General features: G+C 62.0%; 11 protein-coding genes. 5 read left to right on the forward strand and 6 right to left on the reverse strand.

The window, feature by feature from the left end; all coding sequences use genetic code 11:
• Positions 1–233: 233 nt before the first annotated feature.
• The 3 genes from mmsB to AC0Z8Z_RS09290 all read right to left on the reverse strand — a co-directional run bounded on the left by mmsB (position 234) and on the right by AC0Z8Z_RS09290 (position 4,188).
• Positions 234–1,124, reverse strand: coding sequence for a 3-hydroxyisobutyrate dehydrogenase (mmsB, locus tag AC0Z8Z_RS09280; RefSeq protein ID WP_485618884.1), 891 nt, complete (start codon positions 1,122–1,124; stop codon positions 234–236).
• A gap of 151 nt (positions 1,125–1,275) precedes the next feature.
• Positions 1,276–2,802, reverse strand: a complete 1,527-nt coding sequence (locus AC0Z8Z_RS09285; RefSeq protein ID WP_485618885.1) for a CoA-acylating methylmalonate-semialdehyde dehydrogenase — start codon at positions 2,800–2,802, stop codon at positions 1,276–1,278.
• Between the two features lie 57 nt (positions 2,803–2,859).
• On the reverse strand, positions 2,860–4,188 hold the full coding sequence (locus AC0Z8Z_RS09290) for an MFS transporter (RefSeq protein WP_485618886.1): 1,329 nt from the start codon (positions 4,186–4,188) through the stop codon (positions 2,860–2,862).
• A 186-nt stretch (positions 4,189–4,374) separates the two neighbouring features.
• Here AC0Z8Z_RS09290 and AC0Z8Z_RS09295 point away from each other — a divergent pair, with 186 nt between their 5' ends.
• The 5 genes from AC0Z8Z_RS09295 (at position 4,375) to AC0Z8Z_RS09315 (ending at position 10,266) form a co-directional block, all read left to right on the forward strand.
• Positions 4,375–5,322, forward strand: a complete 948-nt coding sequence (locus AC0Z8Z_RS09295) for a LysR family transcriptional regulator (protein WP_485618887.1) — start codon at positions 4,375–4,377, stop codon at positions 5,320–5,322.
• Positions 5,323–5,729: 407 nt separating this feature from the next.
• A complete protein-coding gene (locus AC0Z8Z_RS09300; RefSeq protein WP_485618888.1) occupies positions 5,730–6,581 on the forward strand; it encodes a sugar phosphate isomerase/epimerase family protein in 852 nt (283 codons plus the stop codon).
• A 13-nt stretch (positions 6,582–6,594) separates the two neighbouring features.
• The gene (locus tag AC0Z8Z_RS09305; RefSeq protein ID WP_485618889.1) at positions 6,595–7,659 is read left to right on the forward strand and encodes an isopenicillin N synthase family dioxygenase; all 1,065 of its coding nucleotides are present in this window, start codon (positions 6,595–6,597) and stop codon (positions 7,657–7,659) included.
• A gap of 74 nt (positions 7,660–7,733) precedes the next feature.
• The gene (locus AC0Z8Z_RS09310; protein WP_485618890.1) at positions 7,734–8,552 is read left to right on the forward strand and encodes an ABC transporter substrate-binding protein; all 819 of its coding nucleotides are present in this window, start codon (positions 7,734–7,736) and stop codon (positions 8,550–8,552) included.
• A 163-nt stretch (positions 8,553–8,715) separates the two neighbouring features.
• Entirely contained in the window at positions 8,716–10,266 is a 1,551-nt protein-coding gene (locus AC0Z8Z_RS09315) for an amino acid ABC transporter permease/ATP-binding protein (protein ID WP_485618891.1), read from the forward strand.
• 3 nt (positions 10,267–10,269) lie between these two features.
• On the opposite strand, the gene recD is transcribed toward AC0Z8Z_RS09315, so the two are convergent.
• Genes recD through recC form a run of 3 tightly spaced genes read right to left on the reverse strand, consistent with a single transcriptional unit; the run spans position 10,270 to position 19,534 of the window.
• The gene (recD, locus tag AC0Z8Z_RS09320; protein WP_485618892.1) at positions 10,270–12,357 is read right to left on the reverse strand and encodes an exodeoxyribonuclease V subunit alpha; all 2,088 of its coding nucleotides are present in this window, start codon (positions 12,355–12,357) and stop codon (positions 10,270–10,272) included.
• On the reverse strand, positions 12,354–16,052 hold the full coding sequence (gene recB, locus AC0Z8Z_RS09325; protein ID WP_485618893.1) for an exodeoxyribonuclease V subunit beta: 3,699 nt from the start codon (positions 16,050–16,052) through the stop codon (positions 12,354–12,356). The genes recD and recB overlap by 4 nt, the downstream gene beginning before the upstream one ends.
• Complete coding sequence (gene recC / locus AC0Z8Z_RS09330) at positions 16,049–19,534, reverse strand: exodeoxyribonuclease V subunit gamma (protein ID WP_485618894.1); 3,486 nt, start codon at positions 19,532–19,534, stop codon at positions 16,049–16,051. Before recC ends, recB begins: the two co-directional genes overlap by 4 nt.
• Between the last annotated feature and the right edge of the window lie 244 nt (positions 19,535–19,778).

The raw sequence follows: 19,778 nt of genomic DNA on the forward strand, positions 1-19,778 counted from the left end.
GTCATGCCCCAAATTTGCGGTGTTTGTGCTGGCCTCTTCCCGGCTGAAGCCGGTCCCACTGACTGACCGCGTGCCTATTGTGGGACCGGCTTTAGCCGGGAAGGCGTCGGATGCCACGCCGCGAAATTGCGGTGTCGGTGCTGGCCTCTTCCCGGCTGAAGCCGGTCCCACTGACTGATCGCGTGCCTATTGTGGGACCGGCTTTAGCCGGGAAGAGGCCGGGCCATGCACCATCATTTTTCCTTCTTGATGTATCCCTCGACCACCGCCGAGAAGTCCTTGCCACCATCACCGCGCAGGCTCATCGCCTGATACAGCTGCTGTGCCAGCGCGCCCATGAGCACCGGTTGGCGTGCGGCTTTGGCAGCCTCGGTTGCCAGGCCCAGGTCCTTGAGCATCAGCTCTGCGCCAAACCCTCCGGTGTAACCACGGGACGCCGGGGCGGTTTCGACGACGCCGGGCCAGGGGTTGTACATTTCCGAGCTCCAGCACCGGCCGGTCGAGCTGTTGATGATGGTCGCCAGCACGCCGGTGTCGATGCCCAGGCTATTGCCCAGCGCCATGGCTTCTGCCACGCCGATCATGGAAATGCCCAAGAGCATGTTGTTGCAGATCTTCGCGATCTGCCCGGTGCCGACATCGCCGCAATGGACGATGTTGCGGCCCATCTGCGCCAGGATCGGCTTGAGTACCGTGAAGTGTTCAAGACTCGCGCCGACCATGAACGTCAGGGTCCCGGCCTGCGCGCCGCCAGTGCCGCCGGACACTGGCGCATCGCCGACCACCACGCCTTGTTTCGCCGCTACCGCCGCCACATCGCGGATGGTCTGCGGATCGATGGTGCTGCAGTCCACCGCCGGCACTCCTGCGCTGATGCCAGCCAACACGCCGTCGTCATTCAGATAAACCGCGCGGACATGAGCGGCCGCCGGGAGCATGGTGATCACCAGGTCGGCGCCCTGAGCAGCATGTTTGGGCGACTCACTGATCCGGCTACCCAATTCGGCCAGCTCGGCCAGCACCTGTTGGTTCAGGTCGAACAAATGCAGCTGATGCCCGGCACGGATCAGGTTCCGCGCCATCGGCGCCCCCATATTGCCCAGGCCGATGAATGCGATTTTCATGGTTGTTCTCCTTGCTCAGTTCCAGTTCCACAGGTGACGCAGGCCCCTTGTGGGAGCGAGCTTGCTCGCGAAGCGATCGTTCAGATGGCACAACGCTGAATGACGCAACGCGATCGCGAGCAGGCGAAGGCCCACTTAAAGCGCGTCGCACTCAACGCAAATTGATCGTCGTGTTCACCCCGTCATTCACGCTGTCGTCATCGAACCAGCGGCTGGTGACGGTCTTGGTCTGAGTGTAGAACTGCACCACCTGTTTGCCGTACGGCCCCAGATCCCCCAGCTTCGAACCGCGCGAACCGGTGAAGCTGAAGAACGGCACCGGCACAGGAATCGGAATGTTGATGCCGACCTGACCCACGTCGATCTCACTCTGGAATTTGCGCGCTGCCGCACCGCTCTGAGTGAACAGCCCGACGCCGTTGCCGAACGGGTTGGCGTTGACCAGCGCAATGGCCTGATCCAGCGTGTCGACTTCCAGCACTACAAGCACTGGCCCGAAGATTTCCTGAGTGTAGATCTGCATCTCGGTGGTCACGCCGGTGAACAGCGTCGGCCCGACGAAGTTGCCGTCCTCGTAGCCCGCCACCGTGATGTCGCGCCCGTCCAGTTCGAGGGTGGCGCCTTCCTGAACGCCGCTATCGATCAGATCAAGAATCCGCTGTTTCGCGCGCCTGGAAATCACCGGTCCGACATCGGTGCCCGCCTCGCTTCCCGCATTCACCTTGAGCTTCTGCGCCAGCGCCTTCAGCTCGGGAATCCACTGCTTCGCCGCGCCGACCATCACCACCGCCGACGTCGCCATGCAGCGCTGCCCCGCCGCACCGAAACCGGCGCCGACCAGTGCGTTGAGGGTCTGCTCGCGATTGGCATCCGGCAGCACAACGGCATGGTTCTTGGCGCCCATCATCGACTGCACGCGCTTGCCGTGTTTGCCCGCCAGCTCGTAAACGTGAGTGCCCACCGCCGTTGAGCCGACGAAGGACACTGCCTTGATGTCCTTGTGGGTGCAGATCCCGTCGACCACTTCTTTGCCGCCGTGCACGACATTGAGCACGCCTGCCGGCAAACCCGCTTCGACGGCCAGCTCCACCAACAGCATGGTCGACATCGGGTCCTGCTCGGACGGCTTGAGCACGAACGTATTACCGCAGGCGATGGCCATCGGAAACATCCACAGCGGAATCATCGCCGGGAAGTTGAAAGGCGTGATCCCTGCGCAGACGCCGATAGGCTGACGCAACGTATAGGTATCCACGCCACCGGCTACGTTTTCGGCGAATTCGCCCATCTGCAGCGTACCGATGGAGCACGCGTGCTCGACCACTTCCAGACCGCGGAAGATATCGCCCTCGGCATCCGCAATGGTCTTGCCCTGTTCGGCGCTGAGCACGACGGCGATGCGCTTGGAATGTTCGCGAATCAGCGCCTGCAACTTGAGCATGATGCGCATGCGGGCGCCAATCGGCGTGTGCCGCCAGGTGGTGAATGCCTTCTGCGCAGCGGCGACAGCGGCATCGACCTCAGCGGCCGTGGCGAACGGCACGTGGGCCAGCACTTCCTGGGTGGCGGGGTTGACCACGTCGAGCCACTCGGTGGTTTGCGACTCAACCCATTCGCCGCCGATCAGCAGCTTCACGCGGGCCACGGTGGTGTTGTTTTTGTTCAGTGACACGTTCATTGCCATTGCTCCATTCAAGGCAGCGCGCCAGCGTGGGCGCGCTGAAAAAAGTCGATTTCAGGCAGCGCGATGGCGGGGCGGATCACGCTTCATCAGCGCGGTGCAGACCAATGCCACCAACGCCATGCCGATCAGGTAAACGATCACGTAGTGCGGACTGCCGCCGCCCATGGCCAGCAACTGCGTGGCGATCATTGGCGCAAATCCGCCGCCCAGGACGCCCGCCAACTGCACCGAGACGGAGATGCCGCTGTAGCGAATTTCCGCCGGAAACTGCCGGGCAAACAGCAGAGATTCCGGCGCATAAAGGATCGGGAAGACCACGCCCACCGCCAGCACCATCGCCCACCACACCATCTGCGGTTCGCGGGTGCCAAGCATGGCGAAGAACGGATAAACGAAGGCGCAGAGCAGCAGAAGCCCGGCGAAATACAGACGTTTCTGACCGACCTTGTCGGACAGGTGCCCACACAGCGGCATCGTCACCAGAGAAAGCGCAGCACCAGCAGTGATCGCGCTCAGCACGTCGGCGCGAGGGATGAGCAACTGGTTGGCGGCGTACGCCAGTGCGAAGGTCACCGACATGTAAAACCAGGCGTTCTCGGCCGTGCGCGCGCCGATGATGGTCAGGGTTTCTTTCGGGTGTTCGCGGAACACTTTGAACAGCGGCACCTTGACGGCGATGTTGTCCTTCTTGAGCTTCTCGAAATCGGGCGACTCCGGGACTTTCAGGCGAATCAACCAGCCCACGCCCAGCAGCACGACGCTGGCCAGAAACGGAATGCGCCAACCCCAACTCAACATGTCGGCCTCTGGCAATTTGGCGACCATGCCCATGGCCAGGGACGCCAGCACCAGCCCTGCGCCAACGCCGGTTTGCGGCAGGCTGCCGTAGAAGCCCTTGCGGCCTTCGGGCGCATGTTCGACGGCCATCAGCACCGCCCCGCCCCACTCGCCGCCGACCGCCATGCCCTGCAAGAAACGCATCGCGACGAGCAACACTGCGGCCCAATAGCCGATCTGTTCGTAGGTCGGGATCAGGCCGATGATGATGGTCGGAATACCCATCAGCATCAGCGTGAACAGGAGCATGGACTTGCGCCCGATCTTGTCGCCGAAATGGCCGAACACGATGCCGCCCAGTGGCCGGCCGAGAAAGCCCACGGCGTAGGTGGCGAACGCCGCCAGCACACCGATGATCGGGTCCAGTGCAGGGAAGAAGATCTTGTTGAAGATCAGTGCGGCAGCCGTGCCGTAGAGGAAAAAGTCGTACCACTCGATGGTCGTGCCAGCCATGCTCGCCGCGCCGGCAAGCCGGTAGGATCGGGCATTTTTCACGGGGCTGGCATCGAGTGCGCCAGCGTCCGCCGTAATAGCGTTCTTCATAAACTCCTCCGCTTATTTATTGTTGTGCAGGGTGTTATGGCATGTGGGATGGGGCGATTTACCGGGGCGTTGCCTCGTTGGTTTCAGCAGCTGCAACAGGCGTTGACGGGCAGGTTGGATCCGGCCGCGCTTCGGAGTATAGATGTGCAAACTTCTAATAAGAACGCACATAAAAGCAGGTTCAACATGCAAAAAAACATCACGTCCCTGAGCGCACTGAACTGGGATGACCTGAAGTTTTTTCTCGAAGTGGCGCGCACGCGCAAGGCCAGTTCTGCGGCCAAACGCCTCGCGGTGGACTACACCACGGTGTCGCGACGGATCAGCTCGCTGGAGACTTCACTGGGCACGTTGCTGTTCGAGAAATCCCGCAACAACGGCTTCATCCTCACCGCTGAAGGCCAGCGATTACTGGGCGCGGCCGAGTCCATCGAAAGCACCCTGCACCTGGCCTGCGAGCAGGTTTCCGGCTCCGGCGTCGCGTTGTCGGGGCATGTGCGCATGGGCTGTACCGAAGGCTTCGGCAGCTTCTTCATCACCCCGCAACTCAGTCACTTCACCGACACGTACCCGGCCATCTCTGTCGACATCCTGCCGCTGCCGCACTTCATCAGCCTGTCCAAGCGCGAGGCCGATATCGTCATCGCGCTGGAGCGTCCGGAGCACGGGCCTTACGTGTGCTGCAAACTGTGCGACTACAGCCTCAGGCTCTACGCCACCCAGGATTATCTCGACACCCACGCGCCGATTCTCAGGACCGAAGACCTCGCCGACCATCCGTTCATCAGCTACGTCGACGACCTGGCCTTCAGCTCGGAATTGCTCTACCTCAGCAACCTCCTCCCCGGCGCCCACGCCACCCTGCGCAGCACCAGCGTCATCGCCCAATACGTCGCCGCGCTGCAGGGCCGAGCGCTGGCGATCCTGCCGTGCTTTCTCGCGGCGCAAGATGCTCGACTGCTGCCCGTGCTGGAGAGCGAGGTGGATATCACGAGGCAGTTCTGGATGTATTGCCGCGAGGATTTGAGGAAGCTCAAGCGGATTACGTTGTTGTGGGATTACATCCGCGCCGCAACTGAGCGCAATCAGGCGTTTCTGTTGGGCAAAACCGGGCGGATGATGTTTGTGGATTGAATGGGGATCTGGTCCGGACAAGTCGTTGAGCACCACTCGGTCCTGTGGGAGTGAGCTTGCTCACGAATGCAATGTTTCTACCCATGAATGTATTGAGGCTGCACCGGCCTATTCGCGAGCAAGCTCGCTCCCACAAGTTCGTCATTTGGCCGGGATTTCCATTCAAAAAGCCCCTCCCCGCCATAGTTCAGAAATCTCTGAACTATGCATTTGAGCTTTCCTATTCTTCCCGTTCCTAAGCCAAATCTAAGATCGCCCCCAATAAAGGAGCCCGTCCATTAGAGACCCGGCCCGAAGATTGCCTTTTCTGATGTGACTGCCGCTGTACCCCGTCTTGGCCTGTGCCGTGGCGGAGCCCTGTCTCGGGTCACACGTCAGCCGCACGACGCAATCTTTGAGGACGCTTGATGAAACTGGAAATCTTCCGCACGCTCTGGGACTACCGCGCCAGCAAGGCCCAGGCGCTGGACGAGTTGCTGGAAGCCGGGTTCGACGGCATGGAAGCACGCCTGCCACTGACGCCTGTCGAGCGCGCGGAATTCGGCGCCTTCCTGCGTGCCAATCACGTGCCTTACATCGCCACGGTGTTCACCGCCTACGACGTCCTTCCGGAACAATCAGCGACCACCGCGGAACACCTCACCGACCTGGAACAGAAGCTCGCCTGGTCAACCGAATTGGCGCCGCGTTTCGTCAACGTGCTGGCCGGCAACGACCGCTGGCAATTGCCGCAGCAGGTGGACTTCTTCGGTCAGGCGCTGGAGGTGGCGCGCAAGCATGGTCAGGCAGTGGCGTTCGAAACCCACCGCGCACGCTCGCTGTTCAATCCGTGGGTCACCCTTGAGCTGATCCGCCAATTGCCCGATCTGCGCTTCACCAGCGACATCAGCCACTGGATCGTCACTTGCGAGCGTTTGCTCGACGACCTGGAAGACGACCTCAGCGCGTTTGTCGAGCGCGTCCATCACATTCAGGCACGGGTCGGTTACGACCAGGGTCCGCAAGTCCCGCATCCCGCTGCCCCCGAGTACGCCCGCGAGCTGGCTTTCCATCAGCAACACTGGGAAACCGTGTGGAAATCCCAGCAGGCCCGCGGTTACCAGGTCAGCACGATGACGCCTGAATTCGGCGCCGACGGCTATCTGCATCATCTGCCCTTCACCAATGTGCCGGTGGCCAATCTCTGGTCGCTGAACGTGTGGATGGGCCAGACCGAACGCGAACATTTCCAGCGCTTCACCCACACAACAAGCCGATAAGGAGCGTTTCGTCATGCCAGATCCGTCGCACGCGGCAGCACCGAAGGTCGCCAACTTCAGCAGCATCCCGGTGGTCGATATCGCCGGGCTGTTCAGCCCCGACATTGCCCGGCGTCAGGCCGTCGCCGACCAACTGGGCAAGGCGGCGCGCGAAGTGGGCTTTCTGTACGTCAGGAATCACGGCATTGCGCCGCCGTTGATCGACGGCCTGCGCCAGGCCGCCAAGGACCTGTTCGCCCAATCCCTTGACTACAAGATGCAGCATTACATCGGCACCTCGCGCAGTCACAAAGGCTTCGTGCCCGAGGGCGAAGAGGTGTATGCCAAGGGCAAGCCGGACCACAAGGAAGCGTTCGATATCGGTTTCGAAGTGGACGATGACGACCCGCTGGTGATCGCCAAAACCCCGCTGATCGGCGCCAACGAGTGGCCGGACCTGCCCGGCTTTCGCCCAGCGGTGGAGGCGTATTACGCCGCGGTTTTCGCTTTGGGCCGCCGCCTGTTCGACGGCTTTGCGCTGGCGCTGGGCCTGGAGGAAGGCTACTTCGAAGCGATGGTCACCCGTCCGCCCTCCAAGCTGCGTTTGATTCATTACCCGTTCGACGGCGCGGCCCAAGACGCGCCCGGAATTGGTGCGCACACCGATTACGAGTGCTTCACCATGCTGCTGGCCGACAAGCCCGGCCTGGAAGTCATGAACGACCTCGGACAGTGGATCGACGCGCCGCCGGTGGAGGGCGCGTTCGTGGTCAACATCGGCGACATGCTGGAGGTCATGACCGCTGGTACGTTCGTTGCTACGGCTCATCGGGTACGCACGGTCAGCGAGGAGCGCTATTCGTTTCCGCTGTTCTTCGCCTGCGACTTCCACACCCAGATCAAGCCCCTTCCGCAGTTCGACAAGGGCACGGCCGACTACGAAGAAATCACCATCGGCGAGCACATGTTCGGTCAGGCGTTGCAGACCTACCAATACCTGCGGCGCAAGGTCGAGAACGGCGAAATCAAGTTGTACGAAAAGGCCCGCAAGCCGTCGAGCTTCGGCCACCTGAAGAATCAGACACAGGACGTATCTTGATGCGATACGGCGTCCTGCATCACTCGAATACCCAGCACACCCAGCCCTACCTTCCTGACGTGGAGTCACCGACGATGCGCAACACTTTGAACACTGCTGTCCGCTTGACCGTGCTTGCCTCTGCGGTGCTCGGTACATCCCTGTTTGCGGCAACCGCCGCTCAGGCTGCCACCACGGTGACGCCCGGGCAGTTCAAGGTCGGCATGGAGATCACCTACCCGCCATTCGAGTCCTACGACGAGAAGAAGAACGTCGTCGGTGCCGACCCTGACCTCTCACGCCTGCTCGCCAAGCACATGGATCTCAAAGCGGAGTTTGTCGACACCAAGTTCTCCAGCCTGATCCTCAGCCTCAATGCCGGGCACTACGACGCGATCATTTCGGGCATGTACATCACGCCGGAGCGCCAGACCCAGGCCCAGACCATCCCCTACGCCGTAACCGGCGCGGCGATCATGGTGCTCAAGGACAGCCCGCTCAAACCCAAGGTGCCGGAAGACTTGTGCGGGCTGAAAATCGGCCTGGAAAAAGGCACCACGTGGGTCACCCAGTTCAACAAGCTGTCCGCCGAATACTGCGTGCCGAAGGGCAAAGGCCCGGTCACCGTCAGCGAGTTCCCGTCCGCGCCGGAAGTCACCCAGGCGCTGCTGTCGGGCAACGTTCAGGCGCAAGTGGAAATCGACGGCGCCGCCGGCATGATCGCCGAACGCACCAAGGGCCGCGTGGTGGTCAGCACCGAGCATTCCATCTACCAGCAGACGCTTGGCATCTACGTGAAGAAGGGCAATGACGAGCTGTATCAGGCGTTGCTCAAGGCCTTCGACGAGACGAAAAAATCCGGCGAATACGCTGCGCTGTTGAAGAAATACAACCTGGAAGCGCCCGCCAACTGACGGTTTGATGCTTAACCCAGTGTAGGAGTGAGCTTGCTCGCGATCACGGTAGGTCAGTCACCTCAGCGGTGTCTGTGCTTATGCCTCGCGAGCAAGCTCACTCCTACAGGGATCGCGTTTGTTAAGGGAATCCCGCCGGGCCCCGCCCTGCTGAGGTGTGTGTATGCAATTCGAATGGTCCTACTTTTTTTCTTTATTCTCGGTCGCTGACTTCTGGGAATCCTGCATCACCGTGATCGAACTCAGCGCCCTGGGCTGGTTTATCGGCATGCTGCTGGGTTTCCTGCTGGCCTCGGCCAAGCTGTCGACCGCGCGCTGGATCAGCGTTCCGGCGTCGATTTATATCTGGTTCTTCCGCAGTGTTCCGCTGCTGGTGCTGGTGGTGTTTACCTACAACGTGCCGCAGATGTTTCCGGTCACCCGTGACGTACTTTCCAACCCCTTCTATTCCGGCCTTCTCGCGCTGGTGGTTACGGAAGCAGCGTACATGGCGGAGATTCACCGCGGCGGCCTGATCTCCGTCGCCAAGGGCCAGAAAGAAGCCGGCCGCGCCCTGGGTGTCGGCCTGATCGGCATGCAGCGTCTGATCGTCATTCCCCAGGCGTTCCGTATCTCCCTGCCAACGCTGGTGAATGAATACATCACCGTGGTGAAACTGACCTCGCTCGTGTCAGTGATTTCCCTCACCGAACTGCTGACCGTGGGCCAACGCCTGTACGCGCAAAACTTTCTGGTGATGGAAACGCTGTCGGCCGTCGCGGTGTATTACGTGATGATCGTGACGGTATTTGGCTGGCTGTTTCACTGGCTGGAGCAGCACCTTGAGCTGAGCAATCGCAAACCGCAGACCCTCGACGACACCGCCCTGACTCACCTGCGCGCCAGCCTGGTCGCGCAGCCCGCGGTAGCACGCCAGCCGACAACAGGACCGGGGTCGGCGCCGGCGCTGAAGCTGGTCAACATCCACAAAAGCTACGGGCAGCACGAAGTGCTCAAGGGCATCAATCTGGCGGTGGACGCCGGTCAGGTCATTTCCATCATTGGCCCATCGGGCTCGGGCAAGACCTCGCTGATTCGCACGGTCAACAGCCTCGAAACCATCGACAAGGGCGAGATCATCCTGTTTGGCGAGGGCTACATTCACGCCGGCGACAACCCCAACGCGCCGCAGATCCGCCGGGGCGTGCAGCGCATCGGCATGGTGTTTCAGAACTTCAACCTGTTCCCCCACCGCACCATTCTCGACAACGTGACCTTGGCGCCGCGCTATCACGGTCGCGACCGGGAAGTCAGCGAACACCGTGCCTACGCCCTGCTCGACAAGGTCGGGCTACTGGCCCACGCGCACAAATACCCGCATCAGTTATCCGGCGGTCAGCAACAGCGCGTGGCGATTGCCCGAGCGCTGGCGATGGACCCGCAGATCATGCTGTTCGACGAGCCCACTTCTGCGCTGGATCCGGAGCTGGTGGGCGACGTGCTGAAGGTCATCGCCGAGCTGGCGAAAGAAGGCATGACGATGCTCATCGTGACCCACGAGATGGACTTCGCCCTGTCGATTTCCGACCGGGTGATCTTCATGGAAAACGGCATCGTGCAAGTCGACGCCGCGCCGCAGACGATTCTTGCCGACCAGTGCGGCGCGCGCGTGCGCACGTTCATGGGACTGGACCACGCCGTTACGCAGCAGACGCCTGCGCTCAAAGAGGCGTAAGCCTCACAGCCCCAACATCAACCCGCTTAGGCGCTTGACCTTGCGCCGCAGCGCTTCTTCAAACACGCCCTGACGCGGCTCGATCAGGCTGAACCAGTGCTTGGCCCGGGTGATGCCGGTGTAGATCAGCTCCTTGGTCAGCACCGGGTTCAGCGCCTCCGGCAAAATTAACGCTGTGTGCGCGAACTCCGAGCCCTGGGACTTGTGCACCGTCATCGCGTACACCGTTTCCACGTCATTGAGCCGGCTCGGCAGCACGAAACGCACCCCGCCGCTGCCGTCGTTACGGGGGAATGCGACGCGCAGCGCTTGACGGTTCTCCTCAACCGGCCCCTCGGGCAGGCGCAGGGCAATGCCGATGTCGCCGTTCATCAAACCCAGCCCGTAGTCGTTGCGCGTCATCAATACCGGGCGGCCCTCGTACCACTGATGATCGCTCTCGATCAGACCGGCAGAAAACAGCGTTTCCGTGATCCGTCGATTTAGCCCTTCTACGCCCCACGGCCCTTTGCGCACTGCGCACAGCAGCTGGAACTCATCGAACGCATTCAACACCTGCCGCGCCCACTCGACGCTGCGCGGGTCTTCGATCTGCGTTAGGTCTTGCGGCCGCTGCGCGTTCATCACGCCCAGATAATGACGGTAGCCTTGCGGGCCATCGCCGTGACCGTCGAGCAGCAGCCGCGACAGCGCGCGGTCCTGCTCCCCCTTCAGCACCAGGGAAAACAGGTCCGGGTACTGGCGAGCCGCGAGCAATGCGCGCGCTTCCTGGTCCTGCTGCTGATTCACCAGCTTGGCCAACTGACCGATGCCGCTGCCCGCGACGAAACGCCGGGAATGGCGCAGCATCACCACTTGCTGAGCCAACGCGTGATGCTGATCGTCGCCCTGCTGCAAGCCGCTTCTGGAAAGATCCTCGCCGCTGACCAATTCCAGCCACGCTTGGGTCTGCGGGCTGTACATGCCCGCCTCCGCGTCGCGGCACAAATCGCCCAGCACGGCGCCGGCCTCAACCGACGCCAGTTGATCCTTGTCGCCCAGCAACACCATCCGTGCATGGGGCGGCAATGCGTCGAGCAGGTTGGCCATCATTTCCAGGTCGATCATTGAGGCCTCATCGACCACCAGCACGTCCAGCGGCAACGGGTTACCCGCGTGATGACGAAAATGCCGCGTGCCCGGACGGCTGCCCAGCAAACGGTGAACCGTCGTGACTTCGCTGGGGATCTTCTGCCGCACGTCTTCCGGCACTTGCAGCGACTGCACCTGATGACTGATCGACTCGGTCAGCCGTGCCGCGGCTTTGCCGGTCGGTGCCGCCAGACGAATACGCAACGGTTTGCCGCGTTCCACTGCCGGCGATTGCAGCAGCGCCAGCAAGCGCACGACCGTGGTGGTCTTGCCCGTGCCGGGGCCGCCGGTGATGATGCTGAACGCGCCTCGGGTTGCCAGGGCGCAGGCCAGCTTTTGCCAGTCGATCAAGGCGTCAGGCGCATGGTTGGCCGGGCCGAACAGCGCATCCAGACGCTGGGGCAAATCGCTGAACCCCGTTTCCACCTGAGCCAGTCGACGACGCAACGCCGTATCGATCCGCCGCTCGTACGTCCAGTAACGGCGCAGGTACAGGCGCCGATCGGACAAAACCAACGGTCTCTGAGCCGCCGCTTCGCTGACATCCCCGGCGTGGGCCACCAGCGCGCTGGCTTCCAGCGCCTTGCACCACGTCGCGCCGTCGAGGGATTTGAGCAGCGAGGACGGCAATAGCATCGGCGTCGACAACACATCGCCCTCCGGCGGCAGCGACAAGGCGAAGTCCGGCTCTTTAAGGGTTTCGTAGAGGTCCAGGCAGACGTGGCCATGACCCAACTGGTGACTGGTCAGCGTGGCCGCCAACAGCACCAGGGAATCGGCGGCAGGATCAAGATCAGCCAGAAACGCCACAAACGCCTTGTCCAGCGCGCGCAACCATCCGCGTTCGACCCAGCGCTGCAGCAACAGCAGCAAATCCTCCACGCGGCTGAGGGGCTTGAGGTCGGCCAGGCTGTCGGCGTCCAGCGCCGTGGGCATCAAGTGAGCGAAGGTGCGGTTCATACGAGGTCTCCTGACAGCACATCTTCCGTGATCGGCGCTCGGCCCTGAAACAGCAGATCAAGACTTTCGATCAGCTCGCGGGGCGGTCGGGTGAACCACGCGCCCTGACTTGCCGCACGGCTGCCGCGCACGAACAGATACACCGCGCCGCCCATGTGCCGGTCGTAGTCGTAATCGGCGAGCCGCGCCTTGAGCTGACGGTGCAAGGCCAGCAGGTAGAGCACGTATTGCAGGTCGTAGCGGTTGTCCAGAATCGAGTTTTCCATCGCCTGCTCGGTGTAGGCATCGTCGTCGACGCCCAGCCAGTTGGATTTGTAATCGGCAACGAAGTAACGGCCTTCGTGCTCGAACGTCAGGTCGATGAAGCCCTTGAACATGCCGTTGAGCGAGACCGTTTCTGCCGCCGCCCGCGGCGCACCGTTGTGGGTGTAGCGGCGAACCAGCGCGTCCATCTGCGCCACATCGACCTTCGAGCAGGCAAACCAGAATTCCATTTCGACGCGGTACTGGTTCGGCTGATCCAGCTCGCACAACGCCACGGGCTGCACATCCGTGCCCAAACGCAGCGGCAGGGTCAGCAGATGCTGCAGCCAGTCGGTCAACGTGTTGATCCAGCCTTTCCAGTCGCGACGGTTGCAGCGTTGGGCGACGACTTTCTCCAGCGACAGCGGATCACCAGCCGCTTCGGCAAAGCCCTTCTCGCCGGCCCACTCCAACAGACCGTGCAGGAAGGTGCCGGGGTTCGGGCCGCGCGGGAATCGATGGATATCGCCTCCGCTGACCATCACCTCTCGCGGGGCCTCCGGGTCGAGACGCTCATCGTCGAACAGCTTCTGCGCTTGCGGACTATCCGGCGACTGATCGCCGCTGTCGGTAATGGTGTCGCCGATGCGTAGCGCGCTGTAGGACGCAATCCACCAGTTCTCCCGAGCGCTGCGCCGGGGCACGCGCGGCTTGCTCAACGCGACCTCGCTGCGCGGCGCGCTGAAAGACTCGGTGGTCGGCAGCGGCACAGGCTCAACCTTCACGGCGGGATGATCTTCTGCCAGCGAACGCAGCCACTGACCCAACCCCACTGACTCCTCCAGCTTCTGCCCACCGCCGAGCAAATAGCCCAATGCCGAGCGGTGCAGTATCGAAGCGCTGTTGCTGCCGCGTTTGAGATCGGCAACGCCCAGCCAGCAGGCGTGTTGCGCGCGGGTCAGGGCCACATACAGCAGACGCAGGTCCTCCGCCAGACGCTCGTCGTCCGCCTGCTCGATCAGCGCCGGCGTGGCTTTGAGACTGATCTGCGCGTGGCCGGCGGCGTCGTGGAAGTGCAGCGGCAGACGGCTGCCATCCACTGGCTTCGTTGAGCAAATGAAGGGCAGAAACACCAGCGGGTATTCCAGGCCTTTGGACTTGTGGATGGTCACCACTTTGACCAGTTGCTCATCGCTTTCGAGGCGCAGGATCTGCTCTTCTCCCGCCTGACCGGACAACGCCAGATGCTCGCTCAGATGGCGAATCAGCGCTTGCTCGCCGTCCAGCTCGGCGGCGGCCTGCTGCATCAGTTCGCTGAGGTGCAGCAGGTTGGTCAGGACACGTTCGCCATCGGTTCGCTGAACCAGCGCCTGGGGCAATTTGAAGTCGTGCAGCAGCCGCCGCAGCATGGGCAGCACGCCTTGGGTGCGCCAGATGCGTCGGTAGTCGCGGAACTGCATGACGCGGTTTTCCCACGCCAGTTCGTCCTGATTCAGCAGCTCCAGTTCGGCCAGCGGCAACGCAAGGGTGATGCAGGCCAAGGCCGCGCGCAGGGTTCGCTCGGCGTCAGGCTCGGCGCAGGCCTTGAGCCAGACGAGCAGGTCATGGGCCTCCTGCGCCGCGAACACCGAATCCTTGTCCGAGAGGTACACACTGCGCACACCACGGGCCGACAGCTCGCCTCGCACCGCCTGGGCTTCCTTGCCGTCACGCACCAGAATCGCGATGTCGGCGGGCAGCAGCTTCCTCAAAGGCTCGCCGGATTTGGCAAAGCCCGCTTGGCCTTGTTGACCAGCGTTAAGCAGGCGGACGATCTCACTGGCGCAGCTCGCCGCCAGTTGCGCTCGATACATCGTGCCCGACACCGGCTGATCGGTTTCCAGCTGCCATACGTTGAGCGCCGCAAGCACCTGACCGTCGACCTGCAAGCTCTCTTTACGGCCCTGAGACCCGACTGCCAGAAACGGCACGGGATTGTCCTCGGGCGTGCGGAAAAGGAACGCACCGCGACCGGCCTCGCTCGTCTCCGCGCGCGTGAACACGTGGTTCACTGCATCGACCATCGCATGGCTGGAACGGAAGTTGGTGCCCAGCGTGTGCAAGCGGCCGGTGGTGGCCTGACGGGCGCGCAGGTAGGTATAGATATCCGCGCCGCGAAAAGCGTAGATCGCCTGCTTCGGGTCGCCAATGAGGAACAGCCCGGTGCTTTCGTCGTTGGCCTCAAGCCGGTAGATACTGTCGAAAATGCGGTACTGCACCGGGTCGGTGTCTTGAAATTCATCGATCAAGGCGACCGGAAACTGCTCGCGGATCAGCGTCGCCAGGCGCTCGCCACCGCTCCCGCGCAGGGCGGCATCCAGGCGCAGCAGCATGTCGTCGAAACCCATCTCGGCGCGGCGGCGCTTCTCTTCTTCAAAGCGGGCGCCGACCCATTGGGCCGCGTGTTCGAGCACCGCTGCATCGGGCGTTGGCAGCGTGTCCAGCGCCACCTTGAGCTCGACCATCGCCTCGAACGCGGGGTGCGACGGCGGATTGTTCTTCCACGCTTCGGCAATGCCGTCGGGCGTCAGCCGGGTGAAACCGGTGCCGAGGTCCAGTTGCTCCTGCTCGTCGTCATTCGCCCAGGCAATCAGCTTGTCGAACCAGGGCCTGAAATAACGCTCCTGCATCTTGCGGCCGTCGACCACTTTGCACGCGACGCCGTCGATGCAAATCGCATGCAGCTCCGCGGCCCAGTTAGCCCATGGCGCCTTGAGCTGGCGGAGGGTTTCGCGCCGCTGCTGAATCGACTGCTCGATGATCTGCGTCGGGGTTTGCGTAATGCTTGCCCGCTCACTGCCGAACAACGCGCGCACCCTTGGCAACAACGCCGCAGGGCCGCTCCAGTTCTCGCGCACCCAGATCAGCGCGTCATCGCTCATGGGGTAGCAGAACTTGCGCCAGTAATCGCGCAGCACTTCGCCGAGCAAATCGGTGTGATCGGTTTCCAGGCTCTGGGTGAACAGGCTGCCGCTGTCGAAGGCGTGCTCGCGCAGCATGCGTTGGCACCAGCTGTGAATGGTCGAGACCGCCGCCTCGTCCATCCACTGCGCCGCGATGTCGAGACGACTGGCGCAGCCGGGCCATTGCTCAATCGCGAACTCGTCACGCAAACCGGCGATCAATGCGTCGGGCGCGTCGATTTCTTCACGGAAGAACCGCGCGGCTTCGGCCAGTCGCGTACGAATACGGTCGCGCAGCTCCTTGGTCGCTGCGTCGGTGAACGTCACCACCAGAATCTGCGGCGGCAACAGTTCCCTGCCGAAACCCGAGTCTTCACTGCCATGCCCCAACACCAGACGCAGGTACAGCGCCGAGATGGTGAACGTCTTGCCGGTGCCGGCGCTGGCTTCAATCAGCTGGCTGCCTTTCAGCGGGAAGCGCAGGGCCAATGGTTGTTGTGCGTCACTCATGCGCCGGCCTCCTCGCGAGAAAGTGCCTGCCAGGGCGCTTCAAAAATCGGTTTGTACAATGCCTCGCACCAGCCCACGAACTCTTCGCTGCCCAGCAATGCATCGAAGTCCGGGAACTGACGCGCCAGGGCAGTGCTTTCAGCACGTTCACCCTTGGTGTTCTGGCCATCGCCTTCATAGGCCTTGCGCGCGGCGGCTTCGGCTTTGACTTCATCGCTCTGCCCCAGCCAGGCGAAGGCCGTCTTTACCGCAATCGGCAGCGGTCGCTGCATGCCTTGGTGCCAGGCCAGCAGCAGGTCATTGAGGGTGCGCGTGGCGGTGTCTTTGTCCAGCGGCGGCAGCAAGAGGGTTTCGTCGCTGGCCACCAGCGCGGTGGTCAACGGCAGATCGCACGCGCAGGCCACCAGATGGTTCACCCACGGCTTGGTCAGACGATGCCACTTGCGCGTCTTCTTGCTGGCAATGGCATTGGGGATAGCGGTGATCGCGAGCAACTCGTTCTGAGGGTTCTGATAAAGCCCATCGACCCAGCCATCGAGCTCGACGCCCTGATGCTCATAACTGACCGGCAGCGCGCTGTGCAGCCGCACCGGCCAGCGAACCAGCAAGTCATGGTAGCGGGCGACCAGATCCGGCAGCGGTTCGATCAGCTCATCCTGCAACAAGGTGCCGAACCCGGCCATCGGCAGCAGTCCGCTGCCCTGCAAGCGCGTCGCTTGTGCATGGAGCGATTCCTGAATGTGCTCGGGATCTGTGAGCGCCGCTTGCAACAAGCTGTCGCTGAGGCCGTAGCGCTCAAGCGCGTCGAGCACGAAAGGCTCCTCGTCCGCCAAGGGCGCTTCGGCGACCTCAAAGAATATCTTCAAGCGCTGACTGAAGAAGTGCTTGACCGGATTGCGCAGGAAATCCTGCAACTGCATCAGGCTCAAGGGCTCTTCCTGCAGGTGCTTTTGCAGCGCTTTTGTTTCCCCTGCTTCGATGACGGCTTCGTGCAGCACCTGCCACTCACGGGCGAAGCTGAAGAACTCCGGATTCTCCTGAAAGTACTTGGCACTGAACGGCTGCAGCGGATGTTCGACGGTCAGCTTGTGCAGCAACTGTTGGCCCGGATCACGCTTTCTATCGTCCTCGGGCTCGATGGCATCGGCCAGCCGCCAACCGCTGGACAGATGATCGCGCAGCTGCCCGATGAGCACCGAAGCTGGCCGCTCAGAGTTGTCGCGAATGCTGCGCCCCACCCAACTGATGTACAGCTGATCACGGGCGGACAACAGGGCTTCCAACAACAGATAACTATCATCCTCGCGTCGGGAACGGTCGCCGGGACGGTAGTCGCTGCCCATCAGATCGAAATCCAGCGGGGGCTGCGCGCGGGGGTAATCGCCGTCATTCATGCCCAGCAGGCAGACGATTTTGAATGGAATGGCGCGCATCGGCATTAGCGTGCAGAAGTTGACCGAGCCGGCCAGAAAGCGTTGGGACAAGCGGCCTTGATCCAGCCCCGCCAGCCAGGCTTCACGCACGACCGTCAACGGCAGCTCTTCTTCAAGGCCAACGTTCTCGCAGGTCTGCAGCCAGGTTTCACGCAGGGTTTCCAGCTGACTGAGCAGGTAGTCGTCGTGCTCACTGTCGGCCATGAAGAACAGCTGCATGATCGCCTGAAGGCGCGCGCCCCACATCGCGGGCGTCGCAGGCAGTGAGAGTTCATTGTGTGCAACCTGAAGCGCGTCGATCAGGGATACGAGAGGGCCAATCAGAGCTGCATCCAGCCCGCCGATTTCGTCATAGGGCTGAATGCCGTCGTAAGCTGCACCCGCACCGACGGCGTAGCCCAGCAACATGCGACGCAGACCAAAGTGCCAGCTGTTCTGCTCAAGCTGTTCCGGCAGCCCCAGCCCCTCACGCTGCTTCGCATTGAGCCCCCATCGGATACCCGCTCCTTCGATCCAGCGGTGCAGGGTTGGCAGGTCTCGCTCATCAATGCCAAATCGCGCTCGTAATGCGGGGACGTCCAATAGATCGAGGATTTCACTGACCGGGAACCGACTTTCCGGGATCTTTAGCAAGTGCTCCACGGCGATCAGCAGCGGATCACGGCCACGTTGGCCCTGGTCGGCGAGGGTGAACGGAATAAAGCGGCGGTCGTCGCGATCCAGTTGGCCGAAGACTGCGCGAATGTGGGGGGCGTAGCTGTCGATGTCCGGCACCATGACGATGACGTCCCGAGGACGAAGGTCCGGATCTTTGCTGAAGCGCGCGAGCAGTTGGTCATGCAGCACCTCCACTTCGCGCTGGGCACTGTGGGCGACATGAAAGCGAATCGAGCGATCGGTCTTGATGTCCACGGCTGGCCAGACTTCCCGGGTTTCGCTCAAGGGACGCAGCTCAAGGATATCGTCCTGGAGCTGATTAAGCAGGGTCTTGGGCTCACTCTCGCTGAACAAGTCGATGCGCCCGTCGCGAAAGATCGACCGGTAGCTGTTGGGGTCGTCATGACTGTCGAGCAAATTGATGTAATCGCGACCCTGCTTGCCCCACGCAGCCAGCAACGGATGAGCATGCTGGTGCAGTGCATCAGGGTTCAGCACCACTGGCATGCCGGGTTTTCGCGTCTGGCGTTTGTATTCGTGACGCAGGAGATCCTTGTCAGCCACGATGTCTGCCCAGTGATGGCGGCAAGGGTTGTGAACACAGAGCAGGACCTGGCTGAAACGAGCCAGCCCAGCGAGCGCTTCCAATGCCTGAGCGGGCAATGACGAAATGCCGAAGACGATCACTCGCGCCGGCAAACCCGCCGGTGCCTCGGTCAGGCTGTTTATACGTTCGATGTAACGCTGATGCACCCCAGCGCGGCTCTGGGCCATGCCCTCTGCCCCGACATCATGGAGCAGTGCACCCCACAGTTCGGCTTGCCAGCAGTTCTCTGCTTTCAGCGGCTTTGGTTCTCCCCGGCCGGTCCTGAGTTGATGCTTGCCAGCAGCCCAATCTTCCAACCAGTCGGCGCGGTACACCTGATATTGGTCGAACAGATCAGCAAGTCGCTCGGAGAGCTGGTAGCGCTTGCGCAGGTCAGTGTCGGCTGTCAGGAATCGCCGCAGGGGCTCGAAGTGTGGCTGATTGATCAGACCGGGCAGCAGACGCATCAAACGCCAAGTCAGGGGAGCCTTATCGAGCATCGAGGTTTCCGGAATCTCTGACTTGCCCAACACCGCTCGATACAGCTGCCACATGAAACTGCCAGGCAGCTGCACATCGATCGCGGCGGCGATGCCGCAACCACCTTGATCATCGTCCTGTGCATCTTCTGCCAAGGCGAGCTTCAGCCACTGCGCGATACCGTTGCTTTGTACCAGCGCTACCTCGTTTTCAAGGGGCGTCAGGGGATAACGTCGCATCCATGACACCACAAGGCCACGCAGCTCATCCAGGCGATTCCCATGGACCACCATAAACCCGGGGTTGAGATTGGATGTCACCGGCATAGCTGCGTCCCTTGGTCTTTCAAAAGAGGGAGAAGACTAACAGAGGGAGAGGATTCGTTAGCGGTCGATCTTGTGAGGGCGACAGGGAAACGTACTTTCGTGGTGGTGATGCGGGGGCCGAGTACTTGGCAACTTTCCCGCGCTGAGAATTTTCCGCGCGCAAAAACAAAACCCCATCTGCTTTCGCAGATGGGGTTTCGGAATTTAATCTTGACGATGACCTACTCTCACATGGGGAAACCCC

The organism is Pseudomonas sp. 1L-C-7-B-C1, from assembly GCF_057291635.1.

Bases quoted from the DNA above. Each gene is read 5' to 3' on its own strand.
- AC0Z8Z_RS09285 (WP_485618885.1), bottom strand. From the start codon at position 2,802: ATGAACGTGTCACTGAACAAAAACAACACCACCGTGGCCCGCGTGAAG.
- mmsB (WP_485618884.1), bottom strand. From the start codon at position 1,124: ATGAAAATCGCATTCATCGGCCTGGGCAATATGGGGGCGCCGATGGCG.
- AC0Z8Z_RS09300 (WP_485618888.1), top strand. From the start codon at position 5,730: ATGAAACTGGAAATCTTCCGCACGCTCTGGGACTACCGCGCCAGCAAG.
- AC0Z8Z_RS09290 (WP_485618886.1), bottom strand. From the start codon at position 4,188: ATGAAGAACGCTATTACGGCGGACGCTGGCGCACTCGATGCCAGCCCC.
- recD (WP_485618892.1), bottom strand. From the start codon at position 12,357: ATGAACCGCACCTTCGCTCACTTGATGCCCACGGCGCTGGACGCCGAC.
- AC0Z8Z_RS09295 (WP_485618887.1), top strand. From the start codon at position 4,375: ATGCAAAAAAACATCACGTCCCTGAGCGCACTGAACTGGGATGACCTG.
- AC0Z8Z_RS09310 (WP_485618890.1), top strand. From the start codon at position 7,734: ATGCGCAACACTTTGAACACTGCTGTCCGCTTGACCGTGCTTGCCTCT.
- recB (WP_485618893.1), bottom strand. From the start codon at position 16,052: ATGAGTGACGCACAACAACCATTGGCCCTGCGCTTCCCGCTGAAAGGC.
- recC (WP_485618894.1), bottom strand. From the start codon at position 19,534: ATGCCGGTGACATCCAATCTCAACCCCGGGTTTATGGTGGTCCATGGG.
- AC0Z8Z_RS09315 (WP_485618891.1), top strand. From the start codon at position 8,716: ATGCAATTCGAATGGTCCTACTTTTTTTCTTTATTCTCGGTCGCTGAC.
- AC0Z8Z_RS09305 (WP_485618889.1), top strand. From the start codon at position 6,595: ATGCCAGATCCGTCGCACGCGGCAGCACCGAAGGTCGCCAACTTCAGC.